This is a genomic window from Pantoea sp. EKM101V, assembly GCF_011800325.1.
Lineage (GTDB): Bacteria > Pseudomonadota > Gammaproteobacteria > Enterobacterales > Enterobacteriaceae > Pantoea > Pantoea anthophila.
This window is the reverse complement of record NZ_JAALFP010000004.1, coordinates 230,693-250,582: the sequence shown is the minus strand read 5'-3', so window position 1 is coordinate 250,582 and position 19,890 is coordinate 230,693. Positions and strand designations below refer to the sequence as shown.

Genomic DNA, 19,890 nt, shown 5'->3' with positions numbered 1-19,890 from the left:
AATCATCCTGCTTCGCCTTCCCGGCCGGCTTTTCCGCGAGCCAGAGAGCACGATCATAAATGACGTGCGGGCGATGCCCTGCTGGAGATGAAGTCTGTTGAGTGACGCTCGCCATGCGATTTATCGTTTTATCGCTTTTCCGGGTCCGGACAGAATAACCTGTGTCAATTGATGCGTGTCGTCATTCAAGGGGACGATAAAAAGGGGCGGTCAGACCGCCCCCTGTTGCTTACTCAATGATCAGCTTTTGTTGGTCTTGCCGTAGTCGTAGGCGTAGTAGTCGTACCCATAGCCATACGCGTTGGCCGCTTTACGCACCACGGCGTTGAGGATCACACCTTTAATCTCAATACCGTTCTGGGCAAAGCGTTTGAAGCTGACGTCCACTTCTTTCGTGGTGTTGGCTTCGAAACGCGCCACCATCAGCGAGGTGCCTGCCAGCTTACCGATAATTGACGCATCGGTAACGGCCAGGATAGGTGGCGTATCGATTAATACCAGGTCGTAGTTCTTGCTTGCCCAGTCCAGCAGCTCACCCATGCGACGATGCATCAGCAGCTCAGACGGGTTCGGCGGCACCTGACCACGAGGCAGGAAGTCGAAACCGTATACACCCTGCTGAATCAGCGCCGGGCTGAACTCGGTTTTACCGGACAGGACGTTGGACAGGCCTGATTTGTTATCCGCGCCCAGCAGTTCGTGGGTGTAGCCACGACGCATGTCGCCATCGATGAACAGGACACGCTGGCCCGCTTTCGCGACCAGGGTCGCCAGGTTGGCACAGATAAAGGTTTTACCAATACCCGGGCTGGCGCCGGTGATCATCAGGATGTTGTTTTTCGCTTCCATCATGGCGAAGTGCAGGCTGGTACGCAGACTACGAATCGCTTCGATAGAGAGGTCAGTCGGGTTACCCAGCGCCAGCAGCGTTTCGTGCGGATCGGTTTTCACCTTGCTGCCGCGACGCGCCAGGGCTTCGGTATCCTTCTTACGCTGCCAGTCTGACAGAGGCACGCTGGCATAGACATTCATGCCCAGCTCTTCCAGCTGATCCGGGTTCTCGATGCCGTGATGCAGCAGCGCTTTCAGCAGAACCAGACCGACCGACACGAACAGACCCAGAATCAGGCTTGCGGCGATGATCAGCATCTTCTTCGGTGCAACCGGCGCGTTTGCTGTCTGCGCGCTGTCGATGATGCGGACATCACCCACGGTGCTCGCTTTACTGATGCCCAGCTCCTGCTGACGGTTCAGCAGCTGCATGTAGATCTCCTGACCAGACTGAACGTCACGGGTCAGACGCAGGATTTCCTGCTGAGTCTGAGGCATGCCAGAGATTTTCTTGTTCAGCTGGGCCTGCTCATTCTCCAGCGTTTTACGTTTTTCCAGCAGCGCACGGTAGGTCGGGTGATCTTTGGTGAACAGCTGAGAGACTTCCGCTTCACGGAAGGTCAGTTCGTTCAGCTGGCTCTGCACGCTGACAGAGGAGTCCAGGGCAGATTTCGCTTCCAGTGACAGGTCAACCGATTCGTTCTGACGACGGAAGGCGTTCAGTTTGTTTTCCGCATCATCCAGCTTGCTGCGAACGGCAGGCAGCTGAGTGCGCAGGAACTCCAGACTTTTCTCGGCCTGCTCAGACTTGCGCTCAACGTTCTGCAGCAGATAGTTGTTCACGATCTGATTCAGGACTTTGCTGATCTGCTCCGGATCTTCACCCAGGTACTCCAGACCCAGCACGCCGGTATCTTTACCTTTGTCAGCTACGGTCAGGTTGGAGAGAACAGAACGGATTGCCTGCAAATCGTTCAGCTTGGTGACGGTGAAGCTGGTGCCTTCGTCAGCGTGGATCTCGCTGACCAGCATGGTGACGTCGCCGTGCGACTCCAGCTGACCGACTTTACCTTTGAACAGCTCATCACCATCTTTAGAAACGGTGTAGCTCTGCGGGCCGGTCACTTCCAGTTCCACGTTACGCTTGTCGATGGTGCGTGGGATTTCCAGGCGGGAAATCGCGATGCTGGCAGGTTTATTCCCCATCAGGCGCGACAGACCCTTACCGATAACCGGGAAGTAGTTCTGCTCAACCACGGTATCCAGACCCAGATCGTCAACCGTTTTGCCGATGACCATACGGGATTCGAGGATCTCGATTTCCGTATCAGACGCCGGGGTCGGTGGCAGAATGCTGTCAATTTCGTTCAGAACGGTGCTGGCGTTCTTCTGCTCAACCTGAACCAGCGCATCTGCGCTGTAAATCGGTGTCGCAAACAGTGTGTAGAGTGTTCCCGCCAGCATGAAAAAAGCGGTAACGGCAACAATGATCCAGCGATGATCAATTAGCTGTCCCACAAGATGCGCCAGATCCCATCCATTCGACTCCTCTCCCGGCGCGGTTCTGACCTTATTTTTTATATTCATGGATAATCCCAACTATCGGCTTAATACGTTGACCCACTTCTGGGTAGCGTTTTCCAGTAACCCGTAAATCTCTTCAAAGGCCTCACGGCTTTTTCGATACGGATCCGCAATTTCTTTCTGATTGAGCCAGTGCCCAAGCAGCATGGTTTTGCCACGCGCAGCGGGGTCGATGCGATTCACCTGTTCAATCTGTCGCTTTTCCATCACCAGAATCAGATCGGCCTGACGGCACATCTCGGCCGTCAGCTGCTGCGCCTGGTGACCGTCCAGCGACAGACCCTGCGCAGCGGCGACGTCAGAGGCTGTCTGGTCGGCCGGGTGGCCTACCAGCGCCCCCAGGCCAGCAGAACGAACATCCAAATCGGGCAGCGCGCGTTTAAACAGGCGCTCTCCGGTGGGAGAGCGGCAGATATTGCCGACGCAAACGACTAACACGGACGTAATCATGGTCAGACCTTAGTTCGACCAGTTGCGGATACGCAGCGCGCTCTCGCTCACATCGTTGATACCCGCAATGGTTGGCAGTAATTGCGAGATCACACGGTTCCAGCGCGTCAGCGGTGTAGAGGTGACATAAACGATGTCGTAAGGCTGAAGCTGGAAATCGGTGCCCATCACCATGGATGCCGCATCTTTGGTGTTCAACTGATAGATGTTGGCAATCTTGCTGCGATCGGTACCGTGCAGTGGACGGATAACGAAGACACCGGTGGCGTCAGAGGTGGTCTGATCCATCCCGGCCGCATTACCCAGCGCTTCCGCCAGCGTCATGCCGCTGCGGTCCATTTTCAGGGTCGCCTGCTGCTTCACTTCGCCCATGACGAAGATTTTCAGATCGTCATTACGCGGAACGTAGAGGATATCGCCCGGATAGAGGAGATGGTTCTGGCTCAGGTCGCCATTCTGCATCAGCGCCTGCAGAGAGACACGCTGCTCACGACCATTGTGCGTCAGCACGACGTTACGCCAGTCTGCATCGGCAGCCAGGCCGCCCGCGGCGTTAATCGCATCCAGAATCGTCAGCGGCACGTTGGTAATCGGCTGCTGGCCTGAGGTGGTGACTGAACCGGTCACGTAGGCTTTCTGTGATTTGAACGAGGCGATGCTGACATCAACCTGAGGACTTTCGATGTACTGTGCCAGGCGGCGGGCGACTTCGTTACGAACGTCGCCGACGGTACGGCCCGCGACACGTACACGACCGATGTAAGGATAGAAGATGGTGCCGTCTGAGTGTACCCAGTTGCCGGTGTCGCTGGCGCTACGATACTGACCGGCTGGGGTGGTCAGCTCCGGGTGATCCCAGACCGTGATGGTCAGGACATCACCCACACCGATACGGTATTCGTAGTTCTGAATTTCGTTCTGGAGAGTCGGGTTCGCCTGGGCCACCAGTGGCTTAGGACGCATCTTCTCAACCAGTGAAGGGGTTAACGGAAAGACGTTGACGTATTTGTCGATGTCAAAGTTGCTATCCTGCTGCTCAATGACATCTTTTCCCGACGTAGAAAGGCGCTGACCTGGTTCGATCGTACACCCGCTGAGGAATGTGGCGGATACCAGCAAGGGTATCAATTTCATTTTGATTGTAATCATTTAGATCTTCGCTATCAGTTATTTATTGATAGAGGCGAAACCGCCGCTGTGTAAGCGTCCAACAAAAAAAGTAAATCCTGCCTGACTTAAGCTCTGAACCTGTCGTTCATTATCCTTGCTCCACTTGTTATACGTTGTCGCCATCTGTCAGGGCGAATCTGTGTGCCGTGCATCATAGTAGACCAATAATGCACGACGATATCCCTGACGATGGCGCCAACAACGACACGCCTGACAACGGCACAACACCTCTGAGTGCGCGTTAACGCACTCCTTTCGACTCACACTTAATACGCACCGTCACGTTTCAGGACGACACCCACTGTTTTGAACAGAATGGCGATGTCATTCCACAGTGACCAGTTTTTTACGTACCACGAGTCGAAATAGACGCGGGTTTCATAGTCAACATCATTACGACCGCTGACCTGCCACAATCCCGTCATGCCTGGCTTAGCCATCAGGTAATAATCAACATCACCAGCATAACGGCAGAGTTCATCTTCAATGACCGGACGAGGACCGACCAGGCTCATATCACCGCGCACCACATTCCAGAGCTGAGGTAACTCATCCAGACTGGTTTTACGAATGAAGTGGCCCACTTTAGTAATACGTGGATCATTTTTAAGTTTGAAATCTTTATCCCATTCCGCACGTGCAATCGGGTCAGTACGAAGGACCTCTTCCAGCACTTCTTTGGAATTAATCACCATCGAACGGAACTTCAGGCATTTAAATTTACGGCCATTCATTCCTACACGTTCGTGACCATAAATCGGCGGTCCACCATCACGGCCAACCAGGAAGCCGAGCACCAGCAGCGCAGGCATCAGCATCAGAATAATCGACAGCGCACCGACAATATCGAATGTCCGCTTCAGGAAGCGCGACGTGCGTTTCGCCAGGTTGTTCTGAACACGCAGAATCATCACTTCATGGCTGAAGATGTAGGCCATGTCGGTCCCGTAGAGCGGCACACCGCGCAGGGTCGGGATAACGGAAACGGAACGGCAGTTGTGCATCGCCAGCGATTTCAGCCACATATCGCGGTACTGACTCTGCTCAAACTCCACCGCCACGATGAACTGGGTTTCACTGCTGGCCAGATGCCAGAGTTCCTGCTCGTCGCGCAGCACCGGCACGCCATTCATGATCTCCTGCGGGCAGGTTCCATCAACGTCATAGAAGGCCACCACGTCAAAGCCCATCACCTCTTCGCTTTGCAGCGCCTGCCAGGCTTCGTGGGCATTTTTGCTGCTGCCAATAATAATGGTCTGTTTTTTCCACAAGCCATTTTTATTAAGCAGACGTTTTGCCAGGGCGCGACAGGTTGGAATGAAAATCAGCGCCAGTACCCAGGTCAGCAGCCAGACAAAACGCGACATCTGCCACTGCGACAGCGCGGTAATCGACAGGTCAATAACAGAAAATATAAGAATGGTACGAAAAACTTCTTTTAATTCGAACCAGAAAGGTTTGCGGTAAGTGTAGTGACGAAGTCTTACCCAGAACCAGCCGATGCAAATAATTGACAGACAAATGTGCGTGGCAATTTGTAGATTCATTTCTTTTTCAGAAATATCTGCCAGCGGCGAATCTGACTGAACATTAATTAGCATCATCGCTATAAATAAAGCTGCGTTGAAACAAATTAAATCTGAACAGGCCAGCGTTAATTTGGTAATAAGACTTTTAAACGTAAATTGTGTATCGCGCATATTTAACTCTTTATTTTATTTCCTTTAACCCGCAACGGCTATCGCCTGTTTAATCGCTGAACGATGAAGCCTCTTCAGACTGAGCCGTTTCTAAGGGGAGCTCCTGCGGCGTTTACGCCCATGATCTTAACCATAAATCCAATAATATTGTGATGAATACCAACAGATTACTCTGACTTTAATCACCGCCAGCGCTGCTCATTTTATCAACGAAAAACACGATTCAGGCACGCTACCGCCCTTGGCTGTCGCTGCCAATATCGCTGTCATCATTCATATTGCTCCCCATAATGCGTCAGCGTTACCGGAACGCATCATACAGACGTTCGCGCTCAAATTACGCAATCCGGACATTGCGATTAATGTCGAATCGGCACGCAAATTACGACTCTGGGGAAGAGTTTGCTAACTTGTTGCTATACTAGTTATTACTGGCTTGTTTACAAGCAGGTCCCGCCATCCCTGGACTATTTTAGGAAAAAGACTACCAGCGATTAGTATTGAAGCCAGACAGGCAGTGCAATCCTTTCGTAATAATTCGGATTAATGCCATACTCCCGCTGCGATAAATCGCATAAGCCCCGCAGGTGAATATCGTTTTCACGGTGCAGAATGAGTAAGAATTATCTCCCCTCCCCTCTGCAGAGTTAATCAAACCGTCACACCGTTATGCTCATCTTTTGCACGATAAATCCGGGCTATCCGGCTGTAACGCCCCTGCCCTGCCATTTGTACCGGGCTTCGCACTCCACTATCATCAGAGAAAACGCAATTTAAAATATTCAGGTGAACACGAGATGCTGGACGTAATGGCGGATCCCTCGCTCTGGGCAGGATTAGTAACGCTAATCGTTCTGGAACTGGTTTTAGGTATCGACAATCTGATCTTCATCGCCATTCTGGTTGAAAAGCTTCCCGGGCCGCTTCGTGACCGGGCACGCGTGATCGGACTGCTGCTGGCGCTGCTGTGCCGGTTGCTGCTGCTGGCTTCGCTCTCCTGGCTGGTTACGCTGAAGGAACCCTGGGTTACGCTGGCGGGCCATCCCTTCAGTGCGCGCGATTTGCTGCTGCTGTCAGGCGGGATTTTCCTGCTATTTAAGGCCACAACAGAGTTGAATGCGCGGCTGGAAGGCCATGATGAAGAGAGCGGTCAACAAAAAGGCGGCGCTAAATTCTGGCCGGTGGTGGCGCAGATTGTGGTGCTGGACGCAATCTTTTCACTGGATGCCGTGATTACGGCCGTCGGGATGGTCAACGACCTGCCGGTCATGATGATTGCGGTCACCATTGCCATTCTGCTGATGCTGCTGGCCAGTAAGCCCTTAACCCGCTTTGTGAACAGCCATCCGACGATTGTCATCCTCTGCTTAAGCTTTTTACTGATGATTGGCTTCAGTCTGGTGGCGGAGGGCTTTGGCTTTGTGATCCCGAAAGGGTATCTCTACGCCGCCATTGGCTTCTCGGTAATTATTGAAGCGCTGAACCAGCTGGCTCACTTCAACCGCAGGCGGGTTCTCTCGGCGGGGCGCCCGCTGCGTCAGCGAACGGCGGAGGCGGTGCTGCGACTGCTGCGTGGCGCGGCGGAACCGGCGGAGCTGGACGCAAAGACCTCGTCACTAATTGCAGACAGCGATGACAGCATGCTGTTTAACCGGCAGGAACGGGTGATGATTGCCCGGGTGCTGGGCCTGGGTCAGCGCCACGTCAACAGCATCATGACCTCGCGCCATGACGTCGAACATATTGATCTCAGTGACGACCCGGCAGAGATCATGTCACGCCTCGACCGCAATCAGCACACGCGAATCCTGATTACCGACCACTCCAGCGAACCGCTCGGTGTGGTTCACGTCATCGATCTGCTGCATCAGTCACTGCACAACGTGTCGCTCGACCTGCGCGCCCTGATCCGCCAGCCGCTGGTGTTTCCTGAACGCCTGACGCTGCTGCAGGCGCTGGAGCAGTTTCGCCAGGCGCACACGCACTTCGCCTTTGTGGTGGATGAGTTTGGTTCGGTGGAGGGCGTCGTCACCCTGAGTGATGTGATGGAAACTATCGCCGGCAATCTGCCGAACGAAGCCGGTGAAATCGACGCCCGTTACGATATTCAGATTCTGGCTGAAGGCCACTGGGTGGCTAACGGCCACATGCCACTGGAAGATCTGGCGCTCTATGTGAAGCTGCCGCTGGATGAGCAGCGCGACTATCATACGCTGGCAGGATTACTGATGGATAAGCTGCAACACATCCCGCAGGCAGGCGATGCGCTGCAGCTGGGCGACTATCTGCTGAAGACCCTGCAGGTTGAAAACCACCGGGTTCAGAAGGTGGAGATCCTCTTCCAGCCCCCTGTTGTTGAGGGGGTGTAAAAACCTGCGCCCGTTACGGGCGCAGGATTTTCTTCAGGTTCTGTCTGTTCTCGTCATCTTTCTGGCGATCGATCCACTGATTGAGCCGGGATTTCGCTTCACTCTGCAACCGGTCACGCAGCACGGCATCCACCGGCAGTGAATATTGCAGACTGTCCCAGTCGCCATACATACGCAGCGGAATCGGCTGAGCAGACAGCGTCTTCACCAGCGCGTCGTCACCCTGCCAGCCACTAATTTTCAGACCCAGCGTGACATCCAACTGACGCTGCGCCAGATCCACCCTGCCCGCGCCCTGTAAGCCGAGATCCTGACCATTGCCTTCGATATCGCTGAAGCTGAGCACACCTTTATTCAGGGCGACCTGCGCACTGATCGACTCAATGCCTTCATCGGCCTTCTCTGTATTGCTGACTTTGTCGCTCACCCGCGCCACGGCGCGCTGCACCATCTGCTGAAGGTTAATCTGAGCCAGCTTCAGGTTACTGGCGCTGATCGTCGCCCTGCCCTGCCAGCGACGTTTGGCCGCCTCGACATTCAGCGTGTCGCCGGCCAGTTCGCCATCAAGACTCAGATTGCCCTGCAGACTCTCCGGCAGCGCAAATGCCTTCAGCAGCGGCTGAATGGCAATCAGCCGGAGCTGGGGCTTCAGGGCCACCTGCGTCTCCGGCTGACGGATATCAATGCTGCCGGGGATCGAGAAGCTGCCATTGCCCAATTTGCCGCGCAGGGTGTTCAGGGTCATCAGCCCCTGCTGGTTGCTGGCATCGACGGTGAGGCCGGTGAGCGACAGTCCGCGCCAGACCGCACTGTCCGCCTGTAATTTCAGGGCCAGATCCATCTCGTTCAGCGGGGAATCGGCATTGCGGGTTTCACGCGGCGCAGCAATCACCGGCGACCGTGCGACGGTCGCGCGCTGCACGCCGGGCGTCTCGGCAACGGGGGCACCGTTCAGCAGATTATCGAGGTTCAGCGTGGTCGCTTTCAGATCCAGCGCCAGCCGCTGCGGCGGCGCAATATGGCCCTCACCCTGACCGGTCAGCGTGGTGTCATTAGCCGTGAGTTGCAGGTTGCTGAAGGCAAACTGCTGGCGGTCGCCATTCCATTCGCCCTGCAGGGTCAGCGAACCTTTAATGCCCTGAGGCGGGATATCGGCACCGGAAAGGGTGTAATCAAACTGCTGGAGCTGGCCGGTGAGACGATGAGGATACTGGGCGGCATCCAGCTGACCTTTGAGGGTGACAGTGGCGTTGCGCTGGTTGCGCATCAGCGTGGTGCTCAGCGCCAGCGTCGCCTGCTTGTTCGCGTCCTGCTCCATGTTCATGTTGAGGTCGCGAAAATTGTATTCGTCGCCGCCTGGCTGCTGCCAGATCAGCAGGCTGTCTGCCACCTGCAGTTTCGCGATGTCAAACGACCAGCCGCCGGAGGGAGCAACCGGATCGGCATCACGGGGTCCCTGGGGGGCATTTTTGCTCAGCCGGGCAGCGCTGTCTGGCGTGACGCGCACCACCGCATTTTTCAGCAACACCTGGCTGACGCTCAGCTGATGGGATAACAGCGGCCAGAGATCCACATCCAGCCGCATATTGTCGGCCGAGACCAGCGGCTGGCTGGCACCCGGCGCGGTCAGACTCATCCGGCCGGAGAGAATGCTCAGCTGCGGCCAGACGTGCCAGCGCAGATCGCTGCTGACCTGAAGCTGATAACCACTGCGTTGTTCGACCTGCTGCACCATATAGGCACGGAAGTCGTTGGGATTGACCAGCAGTACCAGCGCGCTCATTCCCGTTACGACCACCACTAACAGGATGGCCAGCGTGGTTATCACTCTTTTCATCAAATCCTCAGATCAGTCTTTGTCGATACGACTGGCGTCAGCGCCCTGCTGACCCCGATATTTGGCATCTTCACGACGGTTATAAGGGCGTGCAGCCGGGCCAGAAAGCGGCTCGAAACTCAGCGCGCCGATAAGCATACCGGGACGCAGCGCCAGCGGCAGTTTACCGGAATTGTAGAACTCCAGCACGATCCGGCCCTGCCAGCCGGGATCGATGCGGTGCGCCGTGACATGCACCATCAGTCCGAGCCGGGCCAGCGAAGAGCGACCATCCAGCCAGCCCACCAGATCGTCCGGCAGCGTCACCGACTCCAGCGTTACCGCCAGGGCCAGCTCACCCGGATGCAGGAAAAAGGCTTCGCCATCCGCCAGCACGATCTCATCGCTCATCACGCGATCCAGTGCCGCGCTCACTTCCTGTTTCGGGCCGCTCAGATCGATAAAGGCTGCGGTATGACCGCTGAAGGTACGGAACTGATTGCCCAGGCGCACATCGACCGTGGCGCCGTTGATGCGCTCGACCGGCGGACGCGGCTCAATCGCCAGCTTGCCGCTGTCCAGCCAGGCTTCGATATCGCGATCGCATAATCTCATTGCGGTAACTCCATGACATGAGTGTAGCAAACCGGCAGGCGTGCCTGCCGCCGGTCTGCCTCACGTCCTCAGGGACGTGAACTATTCAAAAAACTGGTTGATTTTCGCCTTGAGGATATCGATGGCGATACGGTTCTTCCCGCCGCGTGGCACGATGATATCCGCGTACTGCTTAGACGGTTCGATAAACTGCAGGAACATCGGACGCACGGTCTTCTGATACTGGCTCATTACCGAATCCATGGAGCGGCCACGCTCATTGACGTCACGTTTCATACGGCGCATCAGACAGATGTCGAGCGGCGTGTCCACGAAGATGGAGAAGTTGAGCTCCTGGCGCAGGCGCGCGTCGGTCAGCAGCAGGATCCCCTCAAGGATAATTACCTTCTTCGCCTTGAGGATCTGCGTTTCCTGGGTGCGGGTGTGCTCGACATAGCTATACACCGGCAGCTCAATATCCTGCCCGGCTTTGACGGCCTGCAGATGCTGCAGCAGTAAATCATGATCCATCGCGCTCGGATGGTCATAATTGGTTTTAACCCTCTCTTCCATGGTGAGGTGACTTTGATCTTTGTAATACGCATCTTCCGGGATAACCCCGATATGCTCGCCACCAACCTGATCACGGATTTCACGATAGAGCGTGCTGGCAATTAAACTTTTACCGGATGCGGAAGCGCCGGCAATGCCTACAATCACGCACTGATGGGACTTGTCAGTCATACTTTTTTAAGACCTGATAACTGGAGCCTGCCACTGGTCACACATTACGTGGGCAGCTGACGGGCCGAAATGGAGAGGGTGTGTTCGCGCTAAGTATAGGGATTTCGGCCTTTTGATGCCAGAGAAATGGCGTCTGCGACTTTTCAGACTTTCTCCTTTGGACGCCACTCATTTCACCGATAAACTAGTGTCACCCCCTACTCAGAAAAAAATGGCCTGCGCAGCGGGCCGTTCAGATAACCCGTGTCGCGAACGTGACGACCGAATGATGCATCAGGAGTTGTATGCACTGGAAGACTTTGACCTATTTTGGCGACAGCATGCTGTTGATTCCGACAGCGGTGATTATTGCGCTGATTCTGCCGTGGAAGAGTGATAACCGTCTTACGGTGTTTTACTGGATTGTGGCATTTGGCCTGGCCGGTCTGACCGTCAGCCTTTCTAAAATTCTGTTTCTGGGCTTTGGCATCGGCAGCGCCCGCTTCAACTTTACCGGCTTCAGCGGTCACAGCGCCATGTCTGCCACCCTGTGGCCAGTGATGCTGTGGCTGATCTCCGGGCGCTGGCCTGCGCTGCTGCGCGTGGCGGCGATTGGCGTTGGCTATCTGATCCCGCTGATGGTCGGTTTCTCCCGTCTCGTTATCCACGCACACTCGAAAAGTGAGGTGGCGACCGGTCTGCTGCTGGGCTTCACGCTGAGCACCGCGTTTCTGATCTCCCAGCGCCGCACCGCGCTAAAGGGCTTCAGCTGGCCGCAAATCGGGGCCGCGCTGCTCGTGCCGTTTGTCCTGATGAGTCACGGTCGCGTTGCCACTACCCAGCAGTTTCTGGAGCGCTTCTCTGCCAGCCTGGCGGGTCTGGAAAAACCCTACACCCGGGCCGATCTTTTTCGCCAGTAATCAACAGGCTGCCCATCGATATTTCCCTGCCCGTCAATTCGCTGAATAACGGGCAAACTCGATTTCCTCCCTTTTTTCTTTGCCGAATGTGCTAGCATGCAGTCAGAGAATGACCGGTGCCTGATTCGCCATTGCGGAGCCCTGCACCCTGCCGGAAGTCTGCATGACGATTGAGATCTTTGCCCCGCAAAATAGCACACCTGGCCACTGGCTCTCGGCCCTGCTCCTGGGCTGTGCGGTATTTGTCCTGACGCTGTTCTGTCTTGAACTGATCGTGGTGAGCGTGAAAATTTCACCGCTCTGGTTCCCGACCACCTTCATGACTATTGTGGTGTTTCGCTGCCCGCTACGTCAGCTGCCGCTGCTGCTGACGGCCTGCGTGCTCGGCACCGCAGCCGCTAATGCCATCGTCATCGGCCCTGCCCTCGCTAACATTAAATTCGCCCTGCTCAACCTGGTGCAGGCGGGCGTGGGCGGGATGCTGCTGCGCGCCCTGCTCGATCGGCGTGCGCCGCTGAATTCGCTGCACGACTGGGCACGGCTGGTGCTGTCGGTGGGCATTGTGACCCCGCTGCTCGGCGGGCTGCTGGCGCTGTGGATGCTCAGGGTTAGCGGGCACGCGTCGTTTCCCTTCTTCTATACCTGGGTGATCTCTGAAATCATCGGCATGCTGGTGTTAGGCCCGATGTTACTGCTGATGCCGTGGCCGCTGCGGCGCGCGCACTTCAGCGATCTGCGTCCGGCGGAGTGCGTGCTGACGCTGCTTATCACTTTAGGCGCCAGCTACCTGGCACTGCGTTTTATGCCGTGGCCCTTTACCTTTATCGTGGTGATCCTCTTCTGGTGCGCCGTTCGCCTGCCTAAGCTGCAGGCGTTTGTGCTGTTCTTCCTCAATGCCAGCTTTATCGCATTATTGCTGGCCTGTAACCTGGTCAGCGTGGTGAATAACAACACCGCGCTGGGCCCGGTCTCCAGCTGGTTACCCTTCCTGCTGGTCCTGATCCCCAGCCATATTATGTCGCTGGTGATGGATGCGTTCCGGCGCGAAAAGCTGCATATCACCGACAGTGAAACCCGTTTCCGTCATGCGATGGAGTACTCCGCGATCGGTATGGCGCTGGTCGCGCCGCAGGGTAACTGGCTGCAGGTGAACCGTTCGCTTTGCCAGATCCTGGGTTATCCGGCGGAGGAGCTGAAGCGGCTGACGTTTCAGCAGATTACCCATCCCGACGATCTGGCTCTCGACCTGCAGCAGGTAAACCAGCTGCTGGAAGGTGAGATTGATACCTACACCTTTGAAAAACGCTATTTCCGCAAGGATGGTGAGATCGTCTGGGCGCGGCTGACGGTGTCGCTGGTGCGTGACGGCGACACGGCACCGCTCTATTTTATTGCGCAGATCATCGACATCTCCGAGCTGAAAAAGAGCGAGCAGGTAAACCGGCGCCTGATGGAGCGCATCACGCTGGCGAATGAGGCGGGCGGCATCGGCGTCTGGGAGTGGAACCTGCTGACCGGCGAGATGCTGTGGGACAAGCGCATGTACGCCCTGTTTGGTCTGGCTCCGCATGAGTCGCCCAGCTATGACCTCTGGCTCCATCTGCTGCATACCGCCGATCGCGAATATGCCGCATTGACGGTGCAGCAGGCGATAGAGCTGCGCAGTGCGTTCCATATGGAGTATCGCATCGTGGACGCGCAGGGTCAGCGCTGGATCCGCACGCAGGCGAACCGGCAGCTGAGTAAAGAGGGCCGTATCGAGCGTATGCTCGGCATCTGTCAGGACATTACGCCGCTGCGCGATCTTAATGAAGCGCTGTTTCAGGAGAAAGAGCGCATGGCGATCACCCTGGACTCGATCGGCGAGGCGGTGATCAGTACCGATGAAGCGATGCGCGTGGCCTTTATGAATCCGGTGGCGGAGAAGATGAGCGGCTGGTCTCAGGAGCAGGCCGCCGGCAAGCCGCTGAGCGAGCTGCTGCACATCACCCAGGGACAGACCGGCCCTGAGGTGGAGAATCTGCTTCTGTGCCAGTTACCGCCAGAAAAAATCACCCCCGATCTGGATGAAGATCTGGTGCTGCACACCCCGGATGGCGGCCATATCGATATTCACTACAGCATTACGCCACTGCGCTCCGAAGCGGGTCTTGAACAGGGCGCGGTGATGGTTATTCAGGATGTGAGCGAGTCGCGAAAACTGATGAAGCGCCTGAGCTACAGCGCGCTGCATGACACCCTGACACGTTTGCCTAACCGGGCCAGTTTTGAGCTGCAGCTTAAGCGACTGCTGTTTGACGCGGCTGAACATCATCATCAGCACGTGCTGGTGTTCATCGACCTGGATAAGTTTAAAGCGGTCAATGACAGCGCCGGCCATGCTGCGGGCGATGCGTTACTGCGGGAACTCTCAGAGCTGATGCAGCACCATCTGCGCAGCAGTGATTTCCTGGCCCGACTGGGCGGCGATGAGTTTGCCCTGCTGATGGCCGACTGTCAGGTCGACCAGGCGCGTGACGTGGTGCAGCGGATTGTGGCCGCCGTAAACGACTATCGTTTCCAGTGGCAGGAACGCCGCTATCAGGTGGGGGCGAGCGCGGGCGTCACACAGATTTCCGCTGACAACTGTGTCAGCGGTGATGTGCTGTCGCAGGCAGACATCGCCTGCTACAACGCCAAACGCAGCGGGCGCGGACGGCTGGTCGTCTTTGAACAGCATCGTCTGCCGCTGCCGGGCAACCCTCAGGGAGTGGATGCTGCGATGATTGATGCGCTGCAAATTGAGCTGCCCGCCTGGGCTGTCGCCCCGCCTAAAACGCCTCAGTCAGCCTTTATCTGGCTGCTGGAGGTCCAGCTGTTGACTGCGGAGGGGATTCTGGTGGATGAAGCCCTGCTGCGTCATAACCTGCCGGATGAAACGCTGCGTCGCCGGCTCGATAGCAATATCATCGAGGCCTTTTTCCGCCAGGACGTCGGGACGCTCAACAAAAAAGGGATCCCGGTCATCCTGCCGCTGAGTGAAGAGCTGCTCGGTGACGCCGCTTTTGTGCAGCAACTCTGTCAGCGCTTTGTCGCTGCAGGTCTCGCCAGCAGCCGCTGTGGTTTTGCTTTCCCGGCCGCCAGCGTACTGAGTAAGAGCGATCGGCTCTATACCGCGCTGCTGCAGCTGCGTGAGTGTGGCTGTCGCATCGCGCTGCACCATTTTGGCCGCAATCTGGACGCCTTTAATCTGCTGAGTGACGAAGTGGTCGATTACCTGGTGCTGGCACCGGAACTGGTCGCTAACGCCCACACCAGCCTGATGGATGAGATGCTGCTGACCATCATTCAGGGCCAGGCAAAGCAGCGCCATATTTCGGTGCTGGCGGGTCCGGTTTCCGTTCCGGCGGTGCTTAGCACGCTGGCTGATCTTGACGTCGATGGCGTCTGGGGCAGCGCGGTAACCGAGCGTCAGCCGCTCCGTTCCCTGGCAGAAGATCGCCTCTTTGCTATCCGCTGATTCCCGCGCTGGCCGCTTGCCACCCTGCTGAAGCTGCGCTAAAGTCGCCCCCTTTTTTCCGGCATGGGGGCGAAAATGTTCATAGGATTCGATTACGGCACGGCTAACTGCTCCATTGCAGTGAGCGAAAATGGCTCGCCGCGTCTGTTAACGCTGGAAAAGGGTCAGCGTCTGCTGCCGTCAATGATCTGTGCACCGACCCGCGAGTCGGTCAGCGAATGGCTCTATCGCCATCATCAGGTGGCCACCCCAGACAGTGAAACCACCGCGCTGCTGCAGCGCGCGCTGCGTTACAACCGCGAAGAGGATATCGAGGTTCAGCCCGGCAGCGTGCAATTTGGTCTGACCGCCCTGCAGCACTACATGGTCGATCCCGAAGATGTCTGGTTCGTTAAATCCCCCAAATCCTTTCTGGGTGCCAGTGGCCTGAAGCCACAGCAGATCGCCCTGTTTGAAGATCTGGTCTGCGCCATGATGCTGCACATCCGCCAGCAGGGTGAAAGCCAGCTCGGGCAGACCCTCGATCAGGCGGTGATCGGTCGCCCTGTCAACTTCCAGGGGCTGGGCAGCGATGAGTCGAACCAGCAGGCAGAGGGTATCCTGCTGCGTGCCGCCCACCGCGCCGGATTCCGTGACGTTGAGTTTCAGTTTGAACCCGTCGCCGCTGGACTCGATTTCGAAGCGACCCTGCAGCAGGAGACGCGGGTGCTGGTGGTGGATATTGGCGGCGGCACCACCGACTGCTCGATGTTGCTGATGGGCCCGCAATGGCGCAACAGAGCCGACCGTCGTGAAAGCCTGCTGGGCCACAGTGGCTGTCGCGTCGGCGGTAACGATCTGGATATCATGCTGGCCTTTAAGACGCTGATGCCGCTGCTGGGTCTGGGCGGCAACACTCAGAAGGGCACCGCCCTGCCCGCGCTGCCGTGGTGGAACGCGATTGCCATCAACGATGTGCCGGCGCAGAGCGACTTTTACAGCGCCGCCTGCGGGAAATGGCTGCGGGATTTAGTGCGTGACGCAGAACAGGGTGACATCGTGGCGCGTCTGCTGAAAGTGTGGCAGCAGAAGCTGAGTTACCGCCTGGTGCGCGCGGCGGAAGAGAGCAAGATTGCGCTGTCAGACGCCCCGGTGCATACCGCCTCACTCGACTTCGTGGCCGCCGCGCTGCAGACAGACGTGAGTGTGGGTCAGCTGCAGGAGGCGATCAGTCAGCCGCTGGAGAAAATTCTTGAGCAGGTGCAGCTCGCCTTAGCCACCAGCCAGATTAAGCCTGATGTCATTTACCTGACGGGCGGCAGTGCGCGTTCGCCTCTGCTGCGCGCGGCGCTGCAGCAGACGCTGCCCGACACGCCGATTGCCGGTGGCGATGATTTCGCCTCGGTCACGGCCGGTCTGGCCCGCTGGGCAGAGGTGTTGTTCCGGTAATAGTGCTCTTCTTTACTCTGCAATGAAAAAACGGCACCCGTGAGTGCCGTTTTTTTTGCGGGTAACTGAGAGCAGGCTCAGGGAGCCTGTGCCTTTCGCAAAGACGCAAAACCCGCCATCCCTGGCGGGCTCAGCGCGGGCCATCCCTGGCCCGCTATGCTTTGCTACTGGCGCAGACTCCCATCGCTTTACGTCTGAGAGTCGTCCGTTCAGGTGTTATTGAGGATCAGAAGGCAATATTGGCGCTGATACCGCCGATAAAGGCATCTTTAACTTCACTCACCGCGCCCGGTGCCACCACATACTGCAGGTTAGGTCGCAGTGACATCCAGTTCGTCACTTTGGCGTTGTAGTAAACCTCATAGTTGTACTCTGACCCTTCCTGAATCGGCAGATAGGTCGGGCTGTCAAAGCGGCTCTCACCATTAGCCTGATTCTGCTGACGCAGTGAGCGGGTATAGTCGCTGTTCACATGAATGCGTGATGCGCCTACGCCAATCTCATCCTGCGGACGGGCATCAAACGGACCGGTCCAGGTCAAGGCGACAGACTGGTAGTTGTCGGTTTTCGAGGTCTTGTGATCGTTCATCACAGCCTGCACCCGCACGCCCAGACCACGATTCACATCGCCATCCTGCGCGGTCAGCTGCTGTTGTAACAGCAGATAGCCGCCATAGGCGTGAGCCTGATCCTGATAGCCGCCGTTGCGCCAGCTGCCATAGACATCGCCATCCACTGACGAGTAGTAGTAGCCGATGCGGTAGTTACCCGGTAATTTCTCCGGCCCGAACGTCGGTTTCCAGCCCAGTTCGACCGGCACCAGATTGCCTTCAGAGTTGCTGGTATCCAGCCGGAAGCCATCGCCGCGATCGTAGTTGGCGCGGTTCTGGTTGTAGAAACCCACCTGGAAGAACAGCTCAGGCGTCATATTGATTTTTACCCGACCGCCCCACTGCGAGACAGGCCAGTTGAACCAGCGGTCGCCGCGCCAGTTACCCGCCTGGCCGCTGCCCAGCGCCAGGTTCTGGAACAGATTGCCGTCGAAGTTATCGAAGTCCTCGCCCACGGTGACCCGCCCGGCTTTCAGATCAACCACATCGTTGAACAGCCCTTTGCGCAACCAGAACTGCGTCAGCCGCCAGGTCTGACCGCGACCGTACACCTCCTGAACCGATGAGAGCATACCGGTGCGTTTATCCGCCACCTGCTCAGAGAGATTCTGTCCGTCGCGGTTAGTGACGGTCATCTGAAACTCTGCATCCTGCCAGTTCAGCAGTTTTTCCAGGTCGAAGTTGGTGCCAAACGTCCACTGATCGCTGTAGCGCATGGTGGTGTTGGTATCTGCGCCGCCCCCCAGATTAGCGGCACTTTCCATGGTGTAGTTAACGTCAAACTTAATCCCTTCGTCCTGCAGCTGCGTTCGGTAACCGTCCCAGTCACCAAACATCCATTCGGAATCCGGGCTCAGAGCGTCAGCCGCCATAGCGGGCGCGGAGAGAATAGCCAGGATCAGGGTGCCGGTTGCCACACGGCGCAGCGGAAAAGCGTGCTCTGCTTGTCTGTTTTTCATGGTGCGTTTTCTTATGTGAGTGACAGGAAGTGACGCGCAGAGGATAGTGCTGGATAAGCTTCAGTTTTTGTAAATACGTGCGCATAATTTCCTGAAACATCAGTTTATTAACGCATTTGTGATCGGGATCGCTGAATGGTTATTCTGCGGGCAGAAAGCGCATTTTTTGACAGGCGTAATCGATAAAGGGGCGCTAGCGCCCCCTGAATCAGCGGCTGGCCTCGTCCAGCTGTGCAATCTGCTCTGGGGTCAGGGTCAGTTGTGTCGCCCCCACCAGGTCGTCGATCTGCTGAAGCGAGGTGGCGCTGACAATCGGCGCGGTAATCCCGGGACGGGCAATCTGCCAGGCGAGTGCGACCTGCGTCGGCGTCACCTGATGCGCCTCGCTGATGGTATCCAGCGCGTCGAGAATCCGCAATCCGCGCGGATTGAGGTATTTCTCTACCACGCCCTGCCCCCGTGCGCTTTTTCCGGCATCAGCCGCATCCCGGTATTTGCCACTGAGAAAACCGCTCGCCAGCGAGTAGTAGTTAATAACGCCCAGACCGTGCGCCATGACCACCGGCTCAAGCTCCGATTCATAGGGCTGACGATCGTAGAGGTTATATTCAGGTTGTAAGGTCTCATAACGCGCCAGCCCCTGGCTCTCACTCACCTGCAATGCCTCCTCAAGCCGCGCCGCACTGTAGTTAGAGGCTCCGATGGCGCGCACTTTCCCTTCCCTGATCAGGTTGTCGAAGGCACTCAGGGTGTCGGCCAGCGGCGTATCCTGGTCGTCGCGATGCGCCTGATAGAGATCGATATAGTCAGTCTGTAACCGGCGCAGTGAATCTTCGACCGCCTGGCGAATATATTGCGGCTTCAGCCCGGTTTTCTCGGGTGACAGCTCCATGCCGACCTTGGTCGCCAGTACGATCTGGTCACGTTTACCGCTTTTTTTCAGCCACTCACCAATAATGGTTTCCGATTCTCCCCCTTTGTTGCCCGGTGCCCAGCGGGAATAGACGTCGGCGGTGTCGATAAACCAGAGTCCTTTCTCCACCAGCGCATCCAGCAGCGAAAAGGAGGTCGGCTGATCTACCGTCCAGCCAAATACATTGCCGCCAAACGTCAGTAACGGCACCGCGATACCACTGTCACCTAACTGCCGGGTTTGATTCTGACTCATCCTCTGCTCCTTATTTGCCTGATAAAGGGTCTTTATTTCAGCATAGCAAAGGGATTTTCATGGCTTAA

General features: G+C 56.7%; 13 protein-coding genes. 4 read left to right on the top strand and 9 right to left on the bottom strand.

All coding sequences use genetic code 11. From position 1 onward, the window contains the following. Window positions 1-240: 240 nt before the first annotated feature. The 4 genes from wzc to wbaP form a co-directional block, all read right to left on the bottom strand. Window positions 241-2,418 carry a tyrosine-protein kinase Wzc gene (gene wzc / locus HFD92_RS09020; protein WP_009089255.1) on the bottom strand — a complete coding sequence of 726 codons (2,178 nt, stop codon included), beginning with the start codon at window positions 2,416-2,418 and terminating at the stop codon, window positions 241-243. Window positions 2,419-2,430: 12 nt separating this feature from the next. Continuing rightward, window positions 2,431-2,865, bottom strand: coding sequence for a protein-tyrosine-phosphatase (locus HFD92_RS09015; protein ID WP_009089253.1), 435 nt, complete (start codon window positions 2,863-2,865; stop codon window positions 2,431-2,433). Between the two features lie 9 nt (window positions 2,866-2,874). Beyond that, complete coding sequence (locus HFD92_RS09010; protein ID WP_009089251.1) at window positions 2,875-4,014, bottom strand: polysaccharide export protein; 1,140 nt, start codon at window positions 4,012-4,014, stop codon at window positions 2,875-2,877. 287 nt (window positions 4,015-4,301) lie between these two features. After that, the gene (wbaP, locus tag HFD92_RS09005; RefSeq protein ID WP_009089249.1) at window positions 4,302-5,735 is read right to left on the bottom strand and encodes an undecaprenyl-phosphate galactose phosphotransferase WbaP; all 1,434 of its coding nucleotides are present in this window, start codon (window positions 5,733-5,735) and stop codon (window positions 4,302-4,304) included. Window positions 5,736-6,532: 797 nt separating this feature from the next. Here wbaP and HFD92_RS09000 point away from each other — a divergent pair. Continuing rightward, window positions 6,533-8,104 (top strand): TerC family protein, encoded by a 1,572-nt coding sequence (locus HFD92_RS09000; RefSeq protein ID WP_167428797.1) that lies wholly within the window; start codon window positions 6,533-6,535, stop codon window positions 8,102-8,104. A gap of 13 nt (window positions 8,105-8,117) precedes the next feature. On the opposite strand, the gene asmA is transcribed toward HFD92_RS09000, so the two are convergent. The 3 genes from asmA to udk form a co-directional block, all read right to left on the bottom strand. Continuing rightward, complete coding sequence (gene asmA, locus HFD92_RS08995; protein ID WP_167428796.1) at window positions 8,118-9,941, bottom strand: outer membrane assembly protein AsmA; 1,824 nt, start codon at window positions 9,939-9,941, stop codon at window positions 8,118-8,120. 12 nt (window positions 9,942-9,953) lie between these two features. Next, window positions 9,954-10,535 (bottom strand): dCTP deaminase, encoded by a 582-nt coding sequence (gene dcd / locus HFD92_RS08990; RefSeq protein WP_009089244.1) that lies wholly within the window; start codon window positions 10,533-10,535, stop codon window positions 9,954-9,956. 81 nt (window positions 10,536-10,616) lie between these two features. Beyond that, entirely contained in the window at window positions 10,617-11,258 is a 642-nt protein-coding gene (gene udk, locus HFD92_RS08985; protein WP_009089240.1) for a uridine kinase, read from the bottom strand. Window positions 11,259-11,542: 284 nt separating this feature from the next. On the opposite strand from udk, the gene HFD92_RS08980 reads away from it, so the two are divergent. From HFD92_RS08980 to yegD, 3 genes are all read left to right on the top strand, one after another. Then, a complete protein-coding gene (locus HFD92_RS08980) occupies window positions 11,543-12,157 on the top strand; it encodes a phosphatase PAP2 family protein (protein WP_009089238.1) in 615 nt (204 codons plus the stop codon). A gap of 163 nt (window positions 12,158-12,320) precedes the next feature. Further along, window positions 12,321-15,656: a diguanylate cyclase gene (locus tag HFD92_RS08975; protein ID WP_167428795.1), complete on the top strand. Its 3,336-nt coding sequence runs from the start codon at window positions 12,321-12,323 to the stop codon at window positions 15,654-15,656. Between the two features lie 75 nt (window positions 15,657-15,731). Continuing rightward, window positions 15,732-17,084, top strand: coding sequence for a molecular chaperone (yegD, locus tag HFD92_RS08970; RefSeq protein WP_046102197.1), 1,353 nt, complete (start codon window positions 15,732-15,734; stop codon window positions 17,082-17,084). A 226-nt stretch (window positions 17,085-17,310) separates the two neighbouring features. On the opposite strand, the gene HFD92_RS08965 is transcribed toward yegD, so the two are convergent. Then, window positions 17,311-18,654: a carbohydrate porin gene (locus tag HFD92_RS08965; RefSeq protein ID WP_167428794.1), complete on the bottom strand. Its 1,344-nt coding sequence runs from the start codon at window positions 18,652-18,654 to the stop codon at window positions 17,311-17,313. 208 nt (window positions 18,655-18,862) lie between these two features. Continuing rightward, complete coding sequence (locus tag HFD92_RS08960) at window positions 18,863-19,822, bottom strand: aldo/keto reductase (RefSeq protein ID WP_167428793.1); 960 nt, start codon at window positions 19,820-19,822, stop codon at window positions 18,863-18,865. Window positions 19,823-19,890 lie beyond the last annotated feature (68 nt).